Genomic DNA, 18,816 nt, shown 5'->3' with positions numbered 1-18,816 from the left:
GCCAAGTGGACGGAAATGCAAGCAAAACCACATGCGTGTGCCCAGGACCGCGCCACTGGGTGTTGCGTTGGCGCGATGGCGGACGCACCCTTGCGGGCAACAGAAGATGACACAGCCGAGGAATGCCATGAACATGCCGCAACAACCCGACTGCCTGGTCGCCCGGAACGACGTGGGCCATGAACCCGTAGGCGTGGTGCACGCCATCCGCCCCTCGGCCCTGGGGGGGCTTGAGGCGCTGGTGGGCGAGAAGGCGGCGCGTTTTGCGCTCCAGGCCGGTTTTGTGGCCCGTTACGGGCAGGTGCAGGGCCTGCCCGATGCGGATGGCAACATCGCTACCGCCGTGCTGGGCGTGCCGGAGGCGGCGGATGGGGCCGACCCGTTCGTGTTCGGCGTGCTGCCCGACTCGCTGCCAAGCGGCCTATGGCGCATCAGCGCGCCGCAGGATATTGCTGCAGCCGACATGGCCCTTGGCTTCTGCCTTGGCGCCTATCGCATGCCCGCCTTCGGGCGCGACAGCGGCCCCAAGCCACCACGGGCACGGCTGGTGGTTGATGCGGCAGGGCTGGCGGCAGGGCCGGTGGCGCAGTGCATCAACCTGGCGCGCTCGCTCATCAACACGCCCCCCAACCTGATGGGCCCCGATGATCTGGCGCGCGCGGCACAGGTGGCGCTCGAGCCGCTTGGCGCCGAGGTGTCGGTCATTCGCGGCGCGCGGCTGGAGCAGGATTTCCCCACCGTGTTCCACGTGAGCATGGGCTCGGAGCGTGCGCCCTGCGTGGTGGTGGCGCGCTGGAGCGGCAGCACCGCGCCCGAGGATGCGCCGCTTGTATCGCTGGTGGGCAAGGGTGTGTGTTTTGATACCGGCGGCTACGACCTCAAGCCGCCCTCATCCATGCTGCGGATGAAAAAGGACATGGGGGGCGCTGCCATCATGCTGGCGCTGGCGCGGCTGGTGGTGCTGCGCGACCTGCCGGTGCGGCTGGAACTGCGGCTGGGCTGCGTGGAGAACAGCGTGTCAGGCCGCGCCATGCGCCCATCCGACGTGGTGCGCACGCGCGCGGGGCTGACAGTGGAGATTGGCAATACCGATGCCGAGGGCAGGCTGGTGCTGTGCGACCTGCTGCATGCCGCGTGCGAGCACGATCCCGCCCTGCTGGTTGATGCCGCGACCCTGACCGGGGCCGCCCGCGTGGCACTTGGCCCCGACATGCCCGCGCTGTTCAGCAACAGCGATGAGGCCGCCCTTGCGCTGGAGGGGGCAGGGTGGGCCTGCGGCGACCCGTTGTGGCGCCTGCCGCTATGGCCGGGCTACCGCAAATGGCTGCGCAGTCCGGTGGCAGACCTGAACAATATTTCATCCAAACCGATGGCAGGGGCGATTACGGCGGCGCTTTTCTTAGAGAATTTTGTCAAAACTGATGTGCGCTGGGTTCATATCGATACCTATGGATGGAACGATTCCGACCGCCCCGGCCGCCCGGAAGGCGGAGAAAGTCTTGGTTTAAGAGCAGCTTACGCAGGGATATTAAAAATATTTAATCTTGACGAAACGAACGCGACATTAAAGAAACAATTATGAAATCGAACTAATTTGCCAGGTGCGACTTATATATGCCGTAAATGCCAATTATATAGGCACCACCAAAAGAGACCATCTCGTGCCGGTCCGATTCCACGGCGTACAGGCCCGTTGGCCGGCACGACATCATGACAGAGGATTTTAACCGATGGCCAAGTCATCACAGCCCAATCAGGCTCATGCGGACCAGATGACGCACTCCCTGCGCGATACCGTTGTTGCAATGGTTCGCCGCGACGGGCCTGACCTTTCAGCGCGCCAGCTGGCCGTGTTCCTGACCTGCTACCTCAGCGACAGCGCCCATACCGTGCGTGGCCTCGCCGCCGAGCTGAACGTGTCCAAGCCCGCGATCACCCGCGCGCTCGACCGGCTCGAGGACCTGCGCCTCGCCCGCCGCACGGCCGACCCGATGGACCGCCGCTCGGTGCTGATCACGCACACCCCGCAGGGCAACGGCTTCCTGCGCGACCTGCGCACAATCGTGAACGAAACATCCGCCGCAGCCCAAGAAAAGGTTGCCGCCCCCGTGCGCAAGGCGCCCCGTGCGCGCCGCACCGAGGAACTTCGCCGCGCGAGCTGAGTTAGCAGCAGGTTCTCTTCGTGCGTTCCGGGACGGAAGGTTTCCACTCCATGCATATCTCTCGACGTCTGCTTGCCCTCGCCATCGCCGTGGCGCCCCTTGCCAGCCTGCCATGCGCGGCCATGGCCGAGGAATCCTCGCTCGGCACGCCCTCGGGCACCGTCACCATGAAGTTCAAGTCGCTCGATATCGGCGTGGGGCATACATGGGGTACGGGCAAGCTGGTGTATGGGCACCATACCTACCGCTTCAAGATCGAGGGCGGGTCGCTCGCGGCCGTGGGCTATGCCAACATCAAGGGCAGCGGCACGGTCTATAACCTGCATTCGGTCAAGGATTTCGAGGGCAGTTACGCCGCCGTCAACGGTGATGTGACAGCAGGCACCGGCATTGGCGCGGTCCTGCTCAACAATCCCGCAGGCGTGCGCATCCGGCTCGATACCTCCAGTTCCGGCGGGCGCCTTGCCGCAGCCGCGCAGGGCATGAAGATTACCTTTACCCACAAGTAAGGTCCGTTATCTGTCACGATCGGCAGGGGGGATGGTCGCAGGACCATTCCCCCTGTTTCGTTTCTACCACCGCACGCCCGGCGCGTGGCGTACGCGCCCGATCACCGCCACGCCCCATGCCAGTTGCAGCGCCAGCAGCCCGCCCGCCGCGGCTGGCAGGCCGATCAGGCCGCCTGCCAGCGCGCATGCCGCCCCCGCGCCGCATAGCGTGGCCCCCCAGGCCAGCAGCGTAACCGCGAGGGGCGTCATGCCACCGCGATGGGCCATCTGGTAGAAATGCTCCCGGTGCGCCTGCAGCAGCGGGCGGCGCAGCACGGCGCGGCGCAGGAGCGTTATCCCCACATCGGCCAGCAGGCCGGACAGCATGAGCGGCATGAGCGCCCAGCCATGCGCCAGCGGCGGCAGGTCGGCCATGTGCAGCCCCAGCGCGCCCAGCACCAGCCCGCAGCACTGGCTGCCCACATCGCCCATGAACAGCCGCGCCCGGGGAAAATTGAAGGGCAGGAAACCGGCAATGCCAACAGCCATGACCAGCGCCGTGCCCCATGTCTCCACCCCTGCATGAACATGCAGGCACAGCAGGGCGGTGGCCATGCAGGCCAGCAGGGTGCAGCCCGCGGCCAGCCCGTCCAGCCCGTCCATGAAGTTGATGGCGTTGCACAGCACGACCAGCCACAGCCCGCGCCCCAGCAACGCGCCCCATGTCGCATCATCATGCGGCAGCACGCCCAGGCTGCCCCAGGCCACCAGCAGGGCCGCCAGCACCTGCGCGCCCAGCTTCCACAGCGCGGGCATGGGGTGCATGTCATCGCGCCATGAAAACAGGCCCAGCCAGGCGGTGGCGGCCAGCAGGGTCTTGTCGGCAAGGGTGGGGGCATGGTGCCAGAGCATCTGCGCCAGCGGCACGCCGGTCACGAACACGGCCAGAATGGCAAGCCCGCCGCCCTTGGGCACGGGCCGGGCGTGGGCGCTGCGCCCGGTGGGGTAGTCCAGTATGCGCAGCCCGATGACCCGGCGCGACAGGAGGGCGGCCATGACCGCGCCCGCGCCAAGCAGCAGCACGAAAAGCAGGCCCGCGCCATGATCGGCATGCACGAAGGTCATGAAAGCGGGGTCCGGGGCATGATCTCTCCTTCCTGCTCCCCCGCTGGCTCGGCTATAGGGAGGGGTAATGGCAACGCTATCCTCCAGCGCTCACTCCCTGGCCGAGTGCCTGCGCATGACACGGACCATCGCGCTGAACTGCATGCTTGATACGGTCCTGGGGGGGCTGGCGGCAAGCCTCGCGGGCTGGGCGTGCGGTTATCCGGCCCCAATGTCTGGCAGCGCGTGGCCCGGGGGCGTGCAGGTGCTGGGCATGGCGGGGCTTGGCGTGGCGGGGTGGCCGTTCCGCATCTTCCAGCAGCACTGGCGCTTTGCCGGGCGGTCCGATTTCTGGCGGCTGGGCGGGGCCTGCGCGCTGGCGGGCGGGCTGGTGCTGGGGGCTGCGGCCCTGCTGGGGGCACCCGCCCCGGCATTTGGCATGGTTTACGCCATGGCGGCATTCGTGCTGCTGGCGGGCGTGCGGGGCGCATACCAGTACTGGCGGCAGGGCCTGCGCGGGTCTGGCGGCCGGCAGCGCGTGATCGTACTGGGCGATGGGGAAGATGCCAGCCGCTTCCTGGCGCTGGTGCCGCATATGGGCCGCCGGGTTGCGGGGCTGGTGCTTGAAGGCCGCCAGCGCCGCCCCGGCCGCAGGCCGGGCGGCCTGCCGGTGCTGGGGCAGGTGGGCGACCTGCAGGCCATTCTGTCGGCATTGGGGGCGGATGAGGACTGGATGGTGGTGGTGGCCGACCCGCACTGCCGTGGCAGGCGGCTTGCCACCGTTCTGCGCATGGCGCATGAAAGCGGCACCCCGGTGCGCTGCATGCCCGACCTGTCCGCCCTGACAGGCACCGCGCGCGTGCCACTGCACCCCGTCAGGCTGGCTGACCTGCTGCCCCGCCAGCCCGTGGCGCCTGATGAACAGGGGCTGGCGAGCATGCTGCGCGGGCGGCGGGTACTGGTAACGGGGGCAGGGGGCTCGATCGGGGCGGAACTGGTGCGCCAGATCGCCCGTCATGGCCCCGCGGAACTGATCCTGCTCGATATGGGCGAGTTCCCGCTATGGCAGGTGGATATCGACCTTGAAGCGACAGCGCCCGCGCTCAGGCGCCACCTGGTGCTGGCCGACATACGCGATTCCGCGCGCATCGAGCGCGTCTTTGCCCGCTATCGCCCCGAGCTGGTGTTTCACGCAGCCGCGCTCAAGCAGGTGCCCATGGTGGAGGCCAACCCGTGCGAGGGGCTGCTGACCAACGTGACCGGCACCCGCATCGTAGCCGATGCGGCCAGCCGCCACGGGGTGCGGGCCATGGTGCTCATCTCGACCGACAAGGCGGTCAATCCCGCCAGTGTCATGGGTGTTTCAAAGCGCATTGCGGAGATGTACTGCCAGGCCCTTGATGCCCGCGCCCGGCGCGTGGGCGGGCCTGATGCCATGCGCTGCGTGACCGTGCGCTTTGGCAATGTGATGGGTTCGACCGGCTCGGTCATTCCGCTGTTCCAGCACCAGCTTGAGCGCGGTGGCCCGCTTACGGTGACCGACCCGCGCATGCGGCGCTATTTCATGACCGTGTCGGAGGCCGTGGGGCTGGTGCTGCAGGCCAGCGCCTGCGGCACCGGCGCGCAGGAAGATGCACTTGCCGCCGCCCTGCTGCGCCGGGGCGGGGTGTTCGTGCTCGACATGGGCACGCCGGTGCGCATCATGGAACTGGCGCGGCAGATGATCGTGCTGGCGGGGCTGCGGCCGGGGCATGACGTGCAGATCCGCTTTACCGGGCTGCGACCGGGCGAAAAGCTGGCCGAGGACCTGTTTCACAGCCAGGAAATCCTGCAACCCACCGGCTGTCCCGGTTTGCGGATGGCAACGCCGCGTACGGTGGACCTTGCGCAGGTCGTCAATATCATGGATGCACTGACAGTGGCATGTCGTCAGGGTGACAGCGCGCGGGCGCTGGAACTGGCAGGCCAGCTCGTACCCGAATTTGTCCATAACCCGCACGGCATGGTTACACAGGTTCCGGCGGGGCAGGCCGATGTGGAAAGGAATGCATCATGAACGCTCCGGCGCAGGCGCCCATAGGTTTTCTTGACCTGCCCAGACAGCAGGCCGCCATTGCCGATGCACTGCGCGAGCGTGTCGATGCGGTGATGCGGCACTGCCGCTTCGTCATGGGCCCCGAAGTGGCCGAGCTTGAATCCCGGCTGGCCAGCTATGTGGGGGCAGGGGAATGCGTGGGCGTGTCATCGGGCACGGACGCCATCCAGGTGGTGCTGATGGCCGAAGGAATCGGGGAAGGCGATGCCGTGTTCCTGCCCGCCTTCACCTACACCGCCACGGCGGAGGTGCCGCTGGTGCTTGGCGCCACCCCGGTCTTTGTGGATGTGGACCCCCATACTTTCCAGATCGACCCTGAAAACCTGCGCCAGCGCATTGCCGACGTGCGCAGGGCCGGTCGCCTGCGCCCGCGCGCGCTGATCGGGGTGGACCTGTTTGGCCAGCCCGCGCCGTGGCCCGAGCTGCGCGCCATCGCGGCGGTGGAGGACCTGTTCCTCATGGCGGACTGCGCGCAGGCCTATGGCGCGAGCCTGTCGGGCCGCAGGCTGGGGCGCGAGGGGGTGGCGACCACGCTGTCCTTCTTCCCCTCCAAGCCGCTGGGCGCGTATGGCGATGCTGGTGCGATCCTGACCGATGACCCCGAACGCGCCGAGCTCTACCGCTCGCTGCGCACCCATGGCGAGGGCAAGACCCGCTACGAGGTGCTGCGCACGGGCATGAACGCGCGGCTGGACACGCTGCAGGCCGCCATCATCCTGGCCAAGATGGACCGTTTCGATGCGGAGCTTGCCCGCAGGCGCGCCATTGCCAGCGCGTATGACAAGGGCATTGCGGGCCATCTGGTGCCGCCCGCCCGCGTGGCGGATGGCGAGTCCTCCTGGGCGATCTATTCCGTGCTGACCACAGGCGAGGCCGATCGCGCCTCCATGCAGGAGAAGCTCAAGGCCCGTGGCGTGGCCTCGGCCATCTATTACCCCCGGCCGCTGCACCGCCAGCCGGCCTATGAGGCCTGCCATGATGGCGCATCGCTGCCGGTGGCCGAAGATCTTTCGCGCCGGATCATGGCGCTTCCGCTACATCCGGAACTGTCGGACAATGACGTGGCCCGGGTTATCGCGGCTGTGTGTGCATAAGGAGACCATACGCCAATGAGACGCGAAACCGCCCTGCTGATCGGGTTCCTGTTCATCACCATCGGCACGGCAGCAGGGTTGTGGTACATGGCCATGCCCAATTTCCGGCCGCTGAGCTTCCCCACCATGCAGTCGGGCACCATTGCGGTCGGCCCCATGCGGCGCGAGCGCACGCTCACGGCGGCACAGGTCAAGACGCTCAATGACTGGCTGCAGTCGCACACCAAGGGCTGGGGGCCGCTGGGGCAGACCCCGCCTTCAAGCGGTGATGCGGTGATGGAAATGCAGGTGGCGCCCGATGGCAAGCAGCCCAGCGGCCCCGCCGTGCCCTACCGCATCACGCTGTGGACCGGCATCAGCGCCGCTGACTGGAACAACACCGTGTTCGTGGAGGAACGCCCTGGTGCCGTGATCCGCTTCCATCATTACAAGGACAAGGATTTCGACGCGCTGCGCGATCTGGTCAACCAGTATGACTATGCCCGGTCGGCTTTCCCATGAGCCTTGTCCGCGCGGGCACGCAGGGCCTGATCTTTGATTGCGACGGCACGCTGGTCGACAGCCTGCCGCTGTACCGTGAAGGCTGGCTCGCAGCCCTTGAGGATGCGATCGGCCAGGGCGTGCCGCCGGAGTGGTTTCATGGCCATGGCGGCATGTCCGAGCATATGGTGCTCGATATTGTCGAGCAGCGCCTTGGCCGGGTGGTGAACCGCGAGGACATCATCTCGAACGCACGCGCCAGCATGCTCCGCAAGCTGCATGTGCTGCGCGAGATCACGGTCGTAACCGATATCGCCCGCGCCTATCATGGCCGCCTGCCCATGGCGGTGGCCTCGAACGGGTCGCGGCAGGTTGTCTCGGCCTGCCTGAGCCATCTCGGGCTTGAGAAGCTGTTCGATGTCATCATCACCATTGATGACGTAAACCACCCCAAGCCCGCGCCGGACATGTTCTTGCTTGCGGCGCGGCACCTCACGGTGGAGCCTGCCACCTGCCTCGTGTTCGAGGACAGCCGCGAGGGCATGCAGGCCGCCACCCGCGCGGGCATGGCGCATGTGGACGTGAATACCCTGCAGGCCTGATGGCCGCAGGGCGATAATACCTCGCTGATAAAGACAAAAGTTCATGGGTGCCGCCTTTTTTCAAAAAGGCGGCGTTCTTTGAAGCTTTTTCAAAAGCTTCACCAGAAACTTTTGGCCTGTAGGTGGCTATACCCGCTCGTCGTCATCCAGTTTTGGCGTGGCCTTGTCCATGGTGGCGAGCAGGGCGGCGGTGAGGGGGGATGCCAGGATCAGCCCCGGAATGCCGAGGATGGTGCCAAAGATCGTCTGTGACAGGATGGTCAGCCCCGGCGGCATCTTGACCGCGTGGCGCTGGATGAGCGGCGCCATGACATTGCCTTCAAAGAACTGGATGGCGGCGTAAAGCCCCAGCACCATCACCCCCTCGCGCGTGCCCTGCGACAGCCCGATGAGGACCGCGGGTATGGCACCCACGAAGGCCCCGATATACGGGATGAAATTGGCCATGCCCGCCACCACGCCCAAGGCCAGGGCCAGCGGCACGCCAATGCACCACAGCCCGATGAAGGACAGCAGCCCCACCACGGTCATGTCCAGCGCCTGCCCTGCAGTCCACGCCCACAGCGTGCGGCCCGCGGTCAGCAGCAGCTTGCGCGATGTCTTGCGGTAGGGGTGGGGGATCAGCCGCAGCATGCCGTTGACATAGATTTCGGGCGAGATGGCGAAATACAGCCCCGCGATCAGGATCACGGCCAGCGTGCCCGCCGCGCCAAAGGCCGAGGAGACAAAGCCCGTCATCGACCCCGCGATGGAGCCGAACCCGGCATTGCCTGAAGTCTGTTCATTGCCGCCAAGGGTGGTGGGCAGGTTATCAAGGATCATCCGCCCGGTGGAGGAATGGCCCATGCTGTCACGCAGGTTGTGGGCCTGCTCGCTCAGGGCGGTGCGCAGCTTGACCGCCTGCTCCGATATTTCGGGGCCGCTGCTCCAGATCAGGCCGGTCAGGGCCCCGATCAGCACCACTACCACGGTGGAGAGCGCCAGCCAGTAAGGCATGCGCGTGCGCCGTTCAACAAGCGCGGCAAGGTTATGCAGGATCACGGCCACCAGGGTCGCGGCAAAGATGACCATCAGCACATCGCCCACGACCCAGATCAGCATGACCACGATGGTCACGATCAGCGTCAGCCGCAGCAGGGCATAGATGCGTGCGAGCTGGATGGCGCGGGGATCGGTTATGTCATCCTTGTGATGGGCAGGCCTGGAATCGGGTTCGTTGGAAGAGGGAGCCGTGGGGGGGGAGGCTGTCATCTATGGGTCCGTATGCTGGGCATGGAATGTGTGAAAACGGGAATGGCGTGCCCGTGGCGTGAACCCGGATAACGCAGGGTGGGGCGGCCGGATTGCCGGAGGGTGAAATTAGGCCACGGATGGTCTGGTAAAGTGATATGGCCCTGATGGGTTAATGCTGCATTGATGTGCAAGCGGTAAGCCAATCTTCGCCATCGGGAAAGGGCGGATATGTGAGTGAAGCAGACATGGCCCCCTTTCCGGCGGGTCGGGTATGGGCGGTCTGGGGCGCGCTGGCGGTCGCCACCTTTGCCATCGGCACGGGTGAGTTCGCGCTCATGGCGCTGCTGCCAGGCGTGGCGCGCTCGCTTGGCGTGGGCGTGCCGGTGGCGGGGCATGTCATCAGCGCCTATGCGCTGGGCGTGGTGGTGGGCGCGCCGCTTGTAACCCTGTTGGCCGCCCGCATGCCCCGGCGCAGGCTGCTGCTGGTGTTGCAGGCGGTGTTCGTGGCGGGCAATGCCGGGTGCGCCCTGGCCCCCGGTTATGGCACGCTGGTCACCTTGCGTTTTCTGACCGGAGTGCCGCATGGCGCCTTTTATGCCGTGGCGGCGCTGGTGGCGGCGGCCATGGTGCCACCCGCACGCCGGGGGCGGGCCGTGGCGGGTGTGTTTTCGGGCCTTACCATCGCGCATGTGGTGGGCGTGCCGCTGGTAACGTGGGTGGGTGAAGCACTGGGCTGGCGCGCGGTTTACGGGCTGGTCACGCTCATGGGCCTCATCGCCTTCGGGCTGATGGCGCGCAGCCTGCCGCAGGTGCCGGTTGACCCCGCCCATGCGCCTTCCGTGCGGCGCGAGCTTGGCGCGCTCGGGCGCCCGCAGGTCTGGCTGACGCTGGCTACGGGGGCGGTCGGGTTTGGGGGCATGTTCTGTGTCGGCACCTATCTTTCCACCGTGCTGCTGGGGGTTACCGGGGTATCCGCCGATGTGTTGCCGGTAGCCCAGATGCTGTGGGGGCTGGGCATGGTGGCGGGCAACATGGCGGGCGCGCGGCTGGTTGATGTGAGCCCGGTGCTGGCCATCATCGTAACCCTGGTGGCGAGCACGCTCATGTCATGCCTGTTTGCGCTGTGCGCGGGGAATGTCTGGCTGATCCTGCCGGTCATTGGGCTGACCGGCTGCATCATCGCCCTGCTGCCCGCACTCCAGACCCGGCTGATGGACGTGGCAGCCGAGGCGCAGGGTCTGGCGGCAGCCCTCAACCACTGCGCCGTCAACATCGCCAACGCCTTCGGGGCATGGCTGGGTGGGGCGGTGATTGCGGCGGGTTATGGCGCGCAGTCCGTGGGGTGGGCCGGGGCCTGCCTCTCGGCGGCGGGGCTGGGGATCTTCCTGATCGGGCTGGCCGGTTCCGGGAAAGCTGGCGGCAAATGATAAAAGTTTCTGGTGAAGTTTTTTTCAAAAAGCTTCGTTTAACGCCCCCTTTTAAAAAAAAGAGGATACCCAAAAACTTTTATTACTTCAGTCGTTTCTAGAGCAATTCCACTGAACTCTGGCTCAGTGGAATTGCTCTAACTCATTGTTTATCGAGCATCTTCAGCAGTTCGAATGTGTCCATTCAAACTGGATCTGCTCTAGTCCGCATTCGCGGCTTCAAGCTCGGTTTCGGCTTCCAGCCAGTCTTCCTCCGCCCGGTTATGTTCGCGTGCAATGGCGGCAAGGCGGGTGTTGAGTGCCGTGACTTCCTCGGGCTTGCCGGTTTCATACAGTTTCGGGTCGGCCAGGCGGGCTTCGAGCTTTGCGCGTTCGGCCACCAGTTTCGCCATAAGCTGCTCGGCATCGCGGATGCGCTTGCGCAGGGGGGCTGTGGCCTTGCGGGCCTCGGCGCGTTCGCGGCGGTCATCGCGCTTGGGGGCGGCGGCGGGGCGGTCGGGGTTGCTGGCGGCTACCGCGCGGGCGCGTTCGGTCAGCCACACGCGGTATTCCGCCATGTCGCCCTCAAACGGGCGCACCGTGCCATCGCCCACCAGCCACAGCCGGTCGGCCACGAGTTCAACCAGATGCGGGTCATGGCTGATCAGCAGCACCGCGCCCTCGAATTCCGCTAGCGCCCGGATCAGCGCATCGCGGGCATCAAGGTCAAGGTGGTTGGTCGGTTCATCCAGAATCAGCAGGTGCGGGGCATCGCGGGTGGCCAGGGCCAGCAGCAGGCGGGCCTTCTCGCCGCCTGACAGGTCGCGCGTGGGTGTCTCGGCCCGCTCCGCATCCAGCCCGAAGCGGGCAAGCTGCGCGCGCACGGCAGGTGGCGTGGCCTCGGGCAGGGCACGGGCCATGTGCTCGACCGGCGTTTCATCGGGCCGCAGTTCCTCGGCCTGATGCTGGGCAAAATAGCCCACCTTGAGTTTGGGGCTGTGCTGGATCGTGCCCGACTGGGGTGCCAGCCTGCCCGCCACCAGCTTGGCGAAGGTGGATTTGCCGTTGCCGTTCGCGCCAAGCAGGGCGATGCGGTCTTCCATGTCGATGCGCAGCGACAGGTTGGACAGGATGGTGTGATCGCCATACCCCGCACTTACGCGCTCCATGGTCAGCATGGGCGGGGGCAGGGGGGATGGCTCGGGGAAGGAGAAGTGGCTGGGCGTATCCTCCACCACGCTGTCGATCTGGGGCAGTTTTTCCAGCGCCTTGATGCGGGCCTGCGCCTGCTTGGCCTTGGTGGCCTTGGCGCGGAAACGGTCGACAAAGGACTGCATGTGCGCGCGCTTGGCATTGATGCGCTCGGCCATGCGGGCCTGTTGCAGCGCCTGCTCGGTGCGGATGCGCACGAACTCCTCATACCCGCCGGGCGTGAGCGTGAGCTTGCCGCGATCAAGATGGGCGATGGCATCCACTGCGCGGTCAAGCAGGCCCCGGTCGTGGCTGACAATCAGCGCAGCGCCACCAAAGCGGGCCAGCCAGTTCTCGAGCCAGATCGTGGCCTCGAGGTCGAGGTGGTTGGTCGGCTCATCGAGCAGAAGCAGGTCGGGGTTGAGGAACAGCGCCGTGGCGAGTGCCACGCGCATGCGCCACCCGCCCGAAAAGTCGGATACCGGGCGCGCCTGGGCGCTGGCGTCAAAGCCGAGGCCGGACAGGATTGCGGCGGCGCGGGCGGGCGCGCTGTGGGCATCGATGGCCAGCAGCCGCTCGTGGATATCGGCAATGCGGGCGGGGTCGGTGCAGGTTTCGGATTCGGCCAGCAGGCCCGTGCGCTCGGTATCGCCCGCCAGCACAGTGTCGAGCAGGGAGCCATAGCCGGTGGGGGCTTCCTGCTTGATGCGGGCCATGCGCGCGCGGGCGGAAAGGTTGATGGTGCCGCCATCGGGCGCGATATCGCCTGCAATGGCAGCAAGCAGCGTGGACTTGCCCGCCCCGTTGCGGCCCACGAGGCCGATCTTGCGGCCGGGGTCGATGCTCAGGCTCGCGCCATCGAGCAGGGTGCGCCCTGCAATGCGCAGGGTCAGGTCAGATATGACGAGCAGGCTCACGGGCGGAAAACTCCGGCAATAAAGGGGGCATGGCTGGTTTCGTGCGGGTTTGTACCTACCAGTCTGCGGCGATATGCTCTAGATGGCGGTTGTAAGGTGATGTCGGCTTATGTCCAATGCCGCCTCGTATATTTTGCAACCTGTTGAAAGGAGCTGTCCCATGGCAGTCGAACGTACCCTCTCCATCATCAAGCCCGATGCGACCCGCCGTAACCTGACCGGCAAGATCAACGCCGTGTTCGAAGGCAATGGCCTGCGCATCGTTGCCCAGAAGCGCATCCAGCTGACCAAGGCGACCGCTGGCGCGTTCTATGAAGTGCACAAGGAGCGCCCGTTCTACAACGACCTCGTGTCCTTCATGATCTCCGGCCCGGTCGTGGTGCAGGTGCTTGAAGGCGAGAACGCCGTGCTGAAGAACCGCGAAGTGATGGGTGCGACCGACCCCAAGAAGGCCGAAGCCCACACCATCCGCGCCCAGTTTGCCGAGAGCATCGAAGCCAACTCCGTGCATGGCTCGGACAGCCTCGAGAACGCGAAGAACGAGATCTCCTTCTTCTTCGCCGGCACCGAGATCCTGCCCTGATCCTTCCGGATCAGACAGGGGCCGGGGTGTGATGCCCCGGTTGCGGAAAAGCCGACCTTCGGGTCGGCTTTTTTTATGCCTGCGGGCTGACGGGTGCCTGAATATTTTATCGCACCTAATAGTATTGAAAAGCGGAAAGCGCAGCGCAGGCCGCGCAGATGCCCGACCCTGATAAAGGCAGAAGAGAAGAAATTTTTGGTGAAGCTTTTTCCAAAAAGCTTCGACAGGGCGCTGCCTTGATGAAAAAGGCAGCGCCCGGAAGCCTGTTTAAACCGCCAGCAGACTGTCAGCCGCGTCAGGCACGGGTGTCGTGGCCGGGGCCAGCACGCGGCGTAGGGCGGCGGGGTAGAGCCTGTGTTCCTGCACCAGCACGCGGGCGGCCAGTGTGTCCGGCGTGTCGCCATCCAGCACGGGTATGGCGGCCTGGCCGATCACCGGGCCTTCATCCATGCCCTCGGTCACCCAGTGCACGGTGCAGCCATGGATGCGGGTTCCGTTTTCGAGCGCGCGCTCATGCGTGTGCAGGCCGGGAAAGGCAGGTAGCAGGCTGGGGTGGATGTTGAGCATCCGCCCCTTCCATGCCGTAGTCAGGAAGGGCGTGAGCAGGCGCATATAGCCCGCAAGGCAGATATATTGCACGCCCGCCGCGCGCAGCGTTGCATCGAGTGCCCTCTCATGGCCTTCGCGGTCGCGGGGGTAGGCGCGGTGGTCGATGGCCTGCGCCGCAAGTCCTGCGGAACGCGCCACGTCCAGCCCCGGCGCGTCGGGGTTGTTGCTCAGCACCAGGGCAATGCGGGCGGGGTAGTCAGGCCGTGCGCAGGCTTCGATCAGCGCGCGCATGTTGCTGCCGCGCCCGCTGATGAGGATGGCGATGGGAGTCTTGTGCATCGGGGCCGGGTCAGTCACGCAGTTCGGGCAGTTCATCAAAGGTCAGCGTGGCGGGGCTGTCCGGGCTTTCGCCCTGGGTTATGGTGCCGATGATGAAGGCCTGCTGCCCGCGCTCGGCCAGCTTCGCCATGGCGGCATTGGCATCGCGCACCACCAGCACCATGCCCACGCCGCAGTTGAACACGCGCAGCATTTCCTCGGTGGTGACATTGCCAATGCTGGCCAGCCACGGGAAGACCGGCGGTACCGGCCACGACGTGCCATCCAGCACGGCGCGCACGCCCTTGGGCAGTACGCGCGGCAGGTTGCCCGGCAGGCCGCCGCCAGTAATGTGGGCAGCGCCCACAAGCAGGCCCGCGTGGTGCAGGTCGAGCACGGGGCGCACGTACAGCGTGGTGGGCGTCATCAGCGCCTCGCCCAGTGTCTGGCCATCGGCAAACGGGCAGGGGGCATCCCAGCCCAGCCCGCTGCGTTTGACGATGTTGCGCACCAGCGAGAACCCGTTGGAATGCACGCCCGCCGAAGGCAGGGCGATCAGCGTGTCACCGGGGCGGATATCGCCGGGCAGCAGCGCCGTGCGCTCGGCCGCACCGACCGAAAAACCGGCCAGGTCGTAATGGCCGGGGCCGTACATGCCCGGCATCTCGGCGGTTTCGCCGCCCACCAGCGCGCAGCCCGATTCGGCGCAGCCTTTGGCTATGCCGCGCACCACCTTGGCGGCATCTTCCACCGCAAGCTTGCCGGTGGCGAAGTAGTCGAGGAAGAACAGCGGCGTTGCGCCCTGCACCACAAGGTCGTTCACGCACATGGCCACGAGGTCGATGCCCACGGTTTCATGCAGGCCGCTCTCGATGGCGATCATGAGCTTGGTGCCAACGCCATCGGTGCATGAAACGAGAATGGGATCTGAAAAACCGGCGGCTTTCAGGTCAAACAGCGCGCCGAATCCGCCAAGCCCGCCCATGGTGCCGGGGCGGTCCGTGGCCTTGGCCGCAGGCTTGATGACCTCGACAAGGGCGTCGCCCGCCACGATATCCACCCCGGCATCGCGGTAGGTGGCGCTTGGCGCGTTGTCGGGGGCAGGTGTGGTCGGGCGGGGGGCGGACGTCATGCAGCAGGCCTTTTTCACAAGCAAACTATCACTTTCCCGGACTCCCTCGCGCAGGCTATGAAAACCGCCCTTGGAGCCGGGTTCAAACGGACTTCCGGCTTTCTTTACGTCATGGTGGGGCTGCGCACAAAGCGGTGGTTGAGCATACGAAGCTGAAAACGGATGAAAACACGCCTGCCGGGGTGATCGGCCAGATGGTGTTGCCGTTTGCCCACACGCCGCGTTTCCGTGCTGCCGATTTCGTTTTTGCCGCCTCCAACGCCGCGGCCCGCAGCTGGCTTCTCGGCCCCACGCCATGGCCCGAGCGCAGGCTGGCGCTGTGGGGGGCGGCAGGCACCGGCAAGACCCACCTGCTTGAAATCTGGGCGCACCGCCATGGCGCGCGGCTGCTGCATGGGGCCAGCCTGTCGCACGCGCATGTGGCGGCCCTGTTCCCGGCCTGTGGTGCGCGGGTGCCGCTCATGGCCATTGCGCTCGACAGCGCCGATGAATGCGCCGATGAGCGCGCGCTTTTGCACCTGATCAATGCCGCGCGCGAGCATGGCATGGTGCTGCTGCTTGGCGCGCGCACGCCGCCCGCGCGCTGGGCGGTGGCCCTGCCGGACCTGGCCAGCAGGCTGCGCGCGACCATGGCGGTGGCCATCGGCCAGCCGGGCGACGGGCTGTTGCGCGTGCTTTTGCTGCGCCTGCTGGCCGAGCGGCAGATCGTGGTGGCGCAGCCGGTGGTGGAGTGGCTGCTGCGCCGCCTGCCCCGCACGGCGCTGGCCGTGCAGGAGGCCGCGAACCGGCTGGACCATGCAGCCCTTGCCTCGGGCCGCCCGGTCACCCGCGCCCTGGCCGCACGCGCTCTGGCCGACCTGCTGCCAGCCGAGCTGCCGCTGGTGCCTTCGGACCAGAAAAACGGCGGTTTGCACGTGTCATAAAAAATTCATGGGCTTTCAGCCTGAAGCATGTTGGCAGGCATCCCTTTCAGAATAAAAGTTTTTGGGTGCCGCCTTTTTTCAAAAAGGCGGCGTTTTAGCGAAGCGTTTTGAAAACAGCGCCATCCCGCACTTCAGGATGCTGGCTCTGAAGGCTGCGGGGGGGCACGCAGGGGCTTGGCGCTGGCCAAGAGGGCGCTCTGTCGTCTAGAATCACTTGCAACAAGCAATGCCACCGCCGAACGGGAGCGCGAATCCATTGGCCAGAACGCCACGCAAGCCTGCCACGGGCGCAAAACCGGCGCCCCGCGCGCGCAGCCGCGCCACTACCGCCAGGGCGGCAGGGCGGCAGGTTGCCCTGCACGAGGCGCCTGAAACCCTGATCGACGCCACATCACCCGCACGCTTCATCAACCGTGAACTGTCCTGGCTCGACTTCAACCAGCGCGTGGTCGATGAGGCCGACAACCCCCGCAACCCGCTGCTCGAGCGCGTGCGCTTCCTGTCGATCAGCGCCTCCAACCTTGATGAATTCTATTCCGTGCGCGTGGCGGGGCTTGTGGGGCAGGTGCGCGAGGGGCTGGTCAAGACCTCGCCCGACGGGCTGACACCCCAGCAGCAGCTTTCCGCCGTGCGCGAGCGCACGGGGCGGCTGTTGCAGGAGCAGCAGCGCATCTGGCGCGACCTGCAACGCGAGCTCGAGGGCGCTGGCGTGGTGGTGTGCGATGAGGTCTCCTTCACTGCGGAGGAGCAGGAGTGGCTGGATAGCTGCTTCATGGAGCGCGTCTTCCCCGTGCTCACGCCGCTGGCCATCGATCCCGCCCATCCGCTGCCCTTCATCCCCAACATGGGCATAGCCCAGGCGCTGCGGCTGATGAACGCCGAGACCGGGCAGTTCGTGATGGAGGCGCTGATCCTGCTGCCCGCGCGCATCGAGCGTTTCATCCGCCTGCCGGCCGCCCTTTCGCCGCCCGGCGTCACGCGCTTCATCCTGCTTGAGCGCCTGATCGTGATGTGCATCGACCGCCTGTTCCCCGGCCTCGTGGCGGGCGACTGGGGCGTGATGCGCGTGGTGCGCGACACGGATGTGGAGTTCGAGGACGAGGCGGAGGATCTGGTCCGCTCCTATGAGAGCGCGCTCAAGCGCCGCAGGCGTGGCGTGGTGATCCACCTCGATATCGAATCGCGCATGCCCGAGGACCTGGCCCGCTCCATGGCCGACGGCCTGGCCCCCCCGCCGGATGAAGTGTTCGTGCAGTCCGGGCTGATCGGGGTGGTGGACCTCAAGCAGTTGATCGTCGATGACCGGCCCGACCTTTTGTTCCCGCCCTATACGCCGCGCTTCCCCGAGCGGATCGTCGATTGCGGGGGCGACTGCTTCGCCGCCATCCGTGCGCGCGACATGATCGTGCATCACCCGTTTGAAAGTTTTGACGTGGTGGTGCAGTTCCTGCGGCAGGCAGCACTCGACCCCGCCGTGGTGGCGATCAAGCAGACGCTGTACCGCACATCGCGCGACAGCCCGATCGTGAAGGCACTGATCGAGGCGGCGGAAGCGGGCAAGGCGGTCACCGCCATGGTGGAACTGCGCGCCCGCTTTGACGAGGAGGCGAACATCCGCCTCGCCCGCGCGCTCGAGGCGGCTGGCGTGCAGGTGGTCTTTGGCTTCTCCGACCTCAAGACCCACGCCAAGCTCAGCCTCGTGGTGCGGCGCGAGGGCAATGGCCTGCGCTCGTATGCGCATTTCGGCACGGGTAACTACCACCCCATTACGGCGCGGATCTATACCGACCTGTCGTTCTTTACGTGCAACCCCGAGCTTGCGCGTGATTCGGCGCGGCTGTTCAACTACATGACCGGTTACGCCATGCCTGCCAAGATGGAGGCGATCGCGTTCTCGCCCGTGACCATCCGCAGCACGCTTGAAGAGCTGATTGCAGGCGAGATCGCGCATGTGCAGGCCGGCAGGCCAGGGCAGATCTGGCTCAAGATGAACTCGCTGGTCGATCCCGACCTGATCGACCGGCTGTATGCCGCGTCCTGCGCGGGGGTGCGCATCGTGGCCGTGGTGCGCGGCATCTGCTGCCTGCGCCCCGGTGTTCCCGGCCTTTCGGAGAACATCAAGGTCAAGTCCATCGTGGGGCGCTTCCTTGAGCACGCGCGCATCTATGCGTTTGGAGGCGGGCACCGCCTGCCGTCAAAGCAGGCGAAGCTGTATATCTCCTCGGCGGACTGGATGCAGCGCAACATGGACTGGCGGGTGGAAAGCATGGTGCCGATGCTTGACCCGCAGATTCATGCCCGCGTGCTTGACCAGATCATGATGATCGATCTCAAAGACAACCTGCAGTCGTGGATTCTACAGCGTAACGGGGTCTGGCGGCGGCTGGAGCCGGGGCGCAGGCCCTTTTCATCGCATGAGTATTTCATGGAGCATCCGGGCTATCCGGTGCGTGGCGCGCCAGAAGCCCCGATCCGGGTCAGCGCATCGCAGCCGTGGCATGCGGAACAGATTATTGAGGACTGAGGATTACGGCATGGG

16 protein-coding genes are annotated in these 18,816 nt (G+C 66.1%); 11 read left to right on the top strand and 5 right to left on the bottom strand.

Features of this window, described 5'->3' with window-relative positions:
* Positions 1-133: 133 nt before the first annotated feature.
* From OQZ28_RS08415 to OQZ28_RS08405, 3 genes are all read left to right on the top strand, one after another.
* Positions 134-1,582, top strand: coding sequence for a leucyl aminopeptidase family protein (locus OQZ28_RS08415; RefSeq protein WP_458135808.1), 1,449 nt, complete (start codon positions 134-136; stop codon positions 1,580-1,582).
* Between the two features lie 148 nt (positions 1,583-1,730).
* Complete coding sequence (locus tag OQZ28_RS08410) at positions 1,731-2,162, top strand: MarR family transcriptional regulator (RefSeq protein ID WP_458135807.1); 432 nt, start codon at positions 1,731-1,733, stop codon at positions 2,160-2,162.
* A gap of 50 nt (positions 2,163-2,212) precedes the next feature.
* Positions 2,213-2,671: a hypothetical protein gene (locus tag OQZ28_RS08405; RefSeq protein ID WP_207303382.1), complete on the top strand. Its 459-nt coding sequence runs from the start codon at positions 2,213-2,215 to the stop codon at positions 2,669-2,671.
* A 63-nt stretch (positions 2,672-2,734) separates the two neighbouring features.
* Here the strand turns inward: OQZ28_RS08405 and OQZ28_RS08400 are convergent, their stop codons facing one another.
* Positions 2,735-3,775 (bottom strand): glycosyltransferase family 4 protein, encoded by a 1,041-nt coding sequence (locus OQZ28_RS08400; protein ID WP_458135806.1) that lies wholly within the window; start codon positions 3,773-3,775, stop codon positions 2,735-2,737.
* A gap of 67 nt (positions 3,776-3,842) precedes the next feature.
* Here OQZ28_RS08400 and OQZ28_RS08395 point away from each other — a divergent pair, with 67 nt between their 5' ends.
* The 4 genes from OQZ28_RS08395 to OQZ28_RS08380 are packed head-to-tail and all read left to right on the top strand — an operon-like array spanning position 3,843 to position 8,025.
* A complete protein-coding gene (locus tag OQZ28_RS08395; protein ID WP_458135805.1) occupies positions 3,843-5,810 on the top strand; it encodes a polysaccharide biosynthesis protein in 1,968 nt (655 codons plus the stop codon).
* Positions 5,807-6,943, top strand: coding sequence for a DegT/DnrJ/EryC1/StrS family aminotransferase (locus OQZ28_RS08390; RefSeq protein WP_458135804.1), 1,137 nt, complete (start codon positions 5,807-5,809; stop codon positions 6,941-6,943). The genes OQZ28_RS08395 and OQZ28_RS08390 overlap by 4 nt, the downstream gene beginning before the upstream one ends.
* Before the next feature lie 15 nt (positions 6,944-6,958).
* The gene (locus OQZ28_RS08385) at positions 6,959-7,444 is read left to right on the top strand and encodes a hypothetical protein (protein ID WP_130730017.1); all 486 of its coding nucleotides are present in this window, start codon (positions 6,959-6,961) and stop codon (positions 7,442-7,444) included.
* A complete protein-coding gene (locus OQZ28_RS08380) occupies positions 7,441-8,025 on the top strand; it encodes an HAD family hydrolase (protein ID WP_458135803.1) in 585 nt (194 codons plus the stop codon). Before OQZ28_RS08385 ends, OQZ28_RS08380 begins: the two co-directional genes overlap by 4 nt.
* A gap of 126 nt (positions 8,026-8,151) precedes the next feature.
* Here the strand turns inward: OQZ28_RS08380 and OQZ28_RS08375 are convergent, their stop codons facing one another.
* Positions 8,152-9,276 (bottom strand): AI-2E family transporter, encoded by a 1,125-nt coding sequence (locus OQZ28_RS08375; RefSeq protein WP_130730015.1) that lies wholly within the window; start codon positions 9,274-9,276, stop codon positions 8,152-8,154.
* Between the two features lie 212 nt (positions 9,277-9,488).
* Between OQZ28_RS08375 and OQZ28_RS08370 the strand changes: the two genes are divergently transcribed.
* Positions 9,489-10,685, top strand: a complete 1,197-nt coding sequence (locus tag OQZ28_RS08370) for an MFS transporter (protein WP_458135802.1) — start codon at positions 9,489-9,491, stop codon at positions 10,683-10,685.
* 200 nt (positions 10,686-10,885) lie between these two features.
* Here OQZ28_RS08370 and OQZ28_RS08365 read toward each other — a convergent pair whose 3' ends face one another.
* A complete protein-coding gene (locus OQZ28_RS08365; RefSeq protein WP_458135801.1) occupies positions 10,886-12,772 on the bottom strand; it encodes an ABC-F family ATP-binding cassette domain-containing protein in 1,887 nt (628 codons plus the stop codon).
* Between the two features lie 160 nt (positions 12,773-12,932).
* Here OQZ28_RS08365 and ndk point away from each other — a divergent pair, with 160 nt between their 5' ends.
* Positions 12,933-13,355: a nucleoside-diphosphate kinase gene (ndk, locus tag OQZ28_RS08360; RefSeq protein ID WP_010514331.1), complete on the top strand. Its 423-nt coding sequence runs from the start codon at positions 12,933-12,935 to the stop codon at positions 13,353-13,355.
* 267 nt (positions 13,356-13,622) lie between these two features.
* On the opposite strand, the gene purN is transcribed toward ndk, so the two are convergent.
* Together purN and purM are read right to left on the bottom strand one after the other, a co-directional pair.
* A complete protein-coding gene (purN, locus tag OQZ28_RS08355; protein ID WP_458135863.1) occupies positions 13,623-14,243 on the bottom strand; it encodes a phosphoribosylglycinamide formyltransferase in 621 nt (206 codons plus the stop codon).
* Positions 14,244-14,253: 10 nt separating this feature from the next.
* Positions 14,254-15,354, bottom strand: a complete 1,101-nt coding sequence (purM, locus tag OQZ28_RS08350) for a phosphoribosylformylglycinamidine cyclo-ligase (protein ID WP_458135800.1) — start codon at positions 15,352-15,354, stop codon at positions 14,254-14,256.
* A 134-nt stretch (positions 15,355-15,488) separates the two neighbouring features.
* Here purM and OQZ28_RS08345 point away from each other — a divergent pair, with 134 nt between their 5' ends.
* Entirely contained in the window at positions 15,489-16,277 is a 789-nt protein-coding gene (locus OQZ28_RS08345; protein ID WP_458135799.1) for a chromosomal replication initiator DnaA, read from the top strand.
* Between the two features lie 226 nt (positions 16,278-16,503).
* Positions 16,504-18,801: an RNA degradosome polyphosphate kinase gene (locus OQZ28_RS08340; protein WP_458135798.1), complete on the top strand. Its 2,298-nt coding sequence runs from the start codon at positions 16,504-16,506 to the stop codon at positions 18,799-18,801.
* Positions 18,802-18,816 lie beyond the last annotated feature (15 nt).

This window comes from Komagataeibacter sp. NFXK3, from assembly GCF_054182245.1.
Note: the sequence above shows the minus strand (reverse complement) of the source record. Positions and strands in the feature narration are given on the sequence as shown.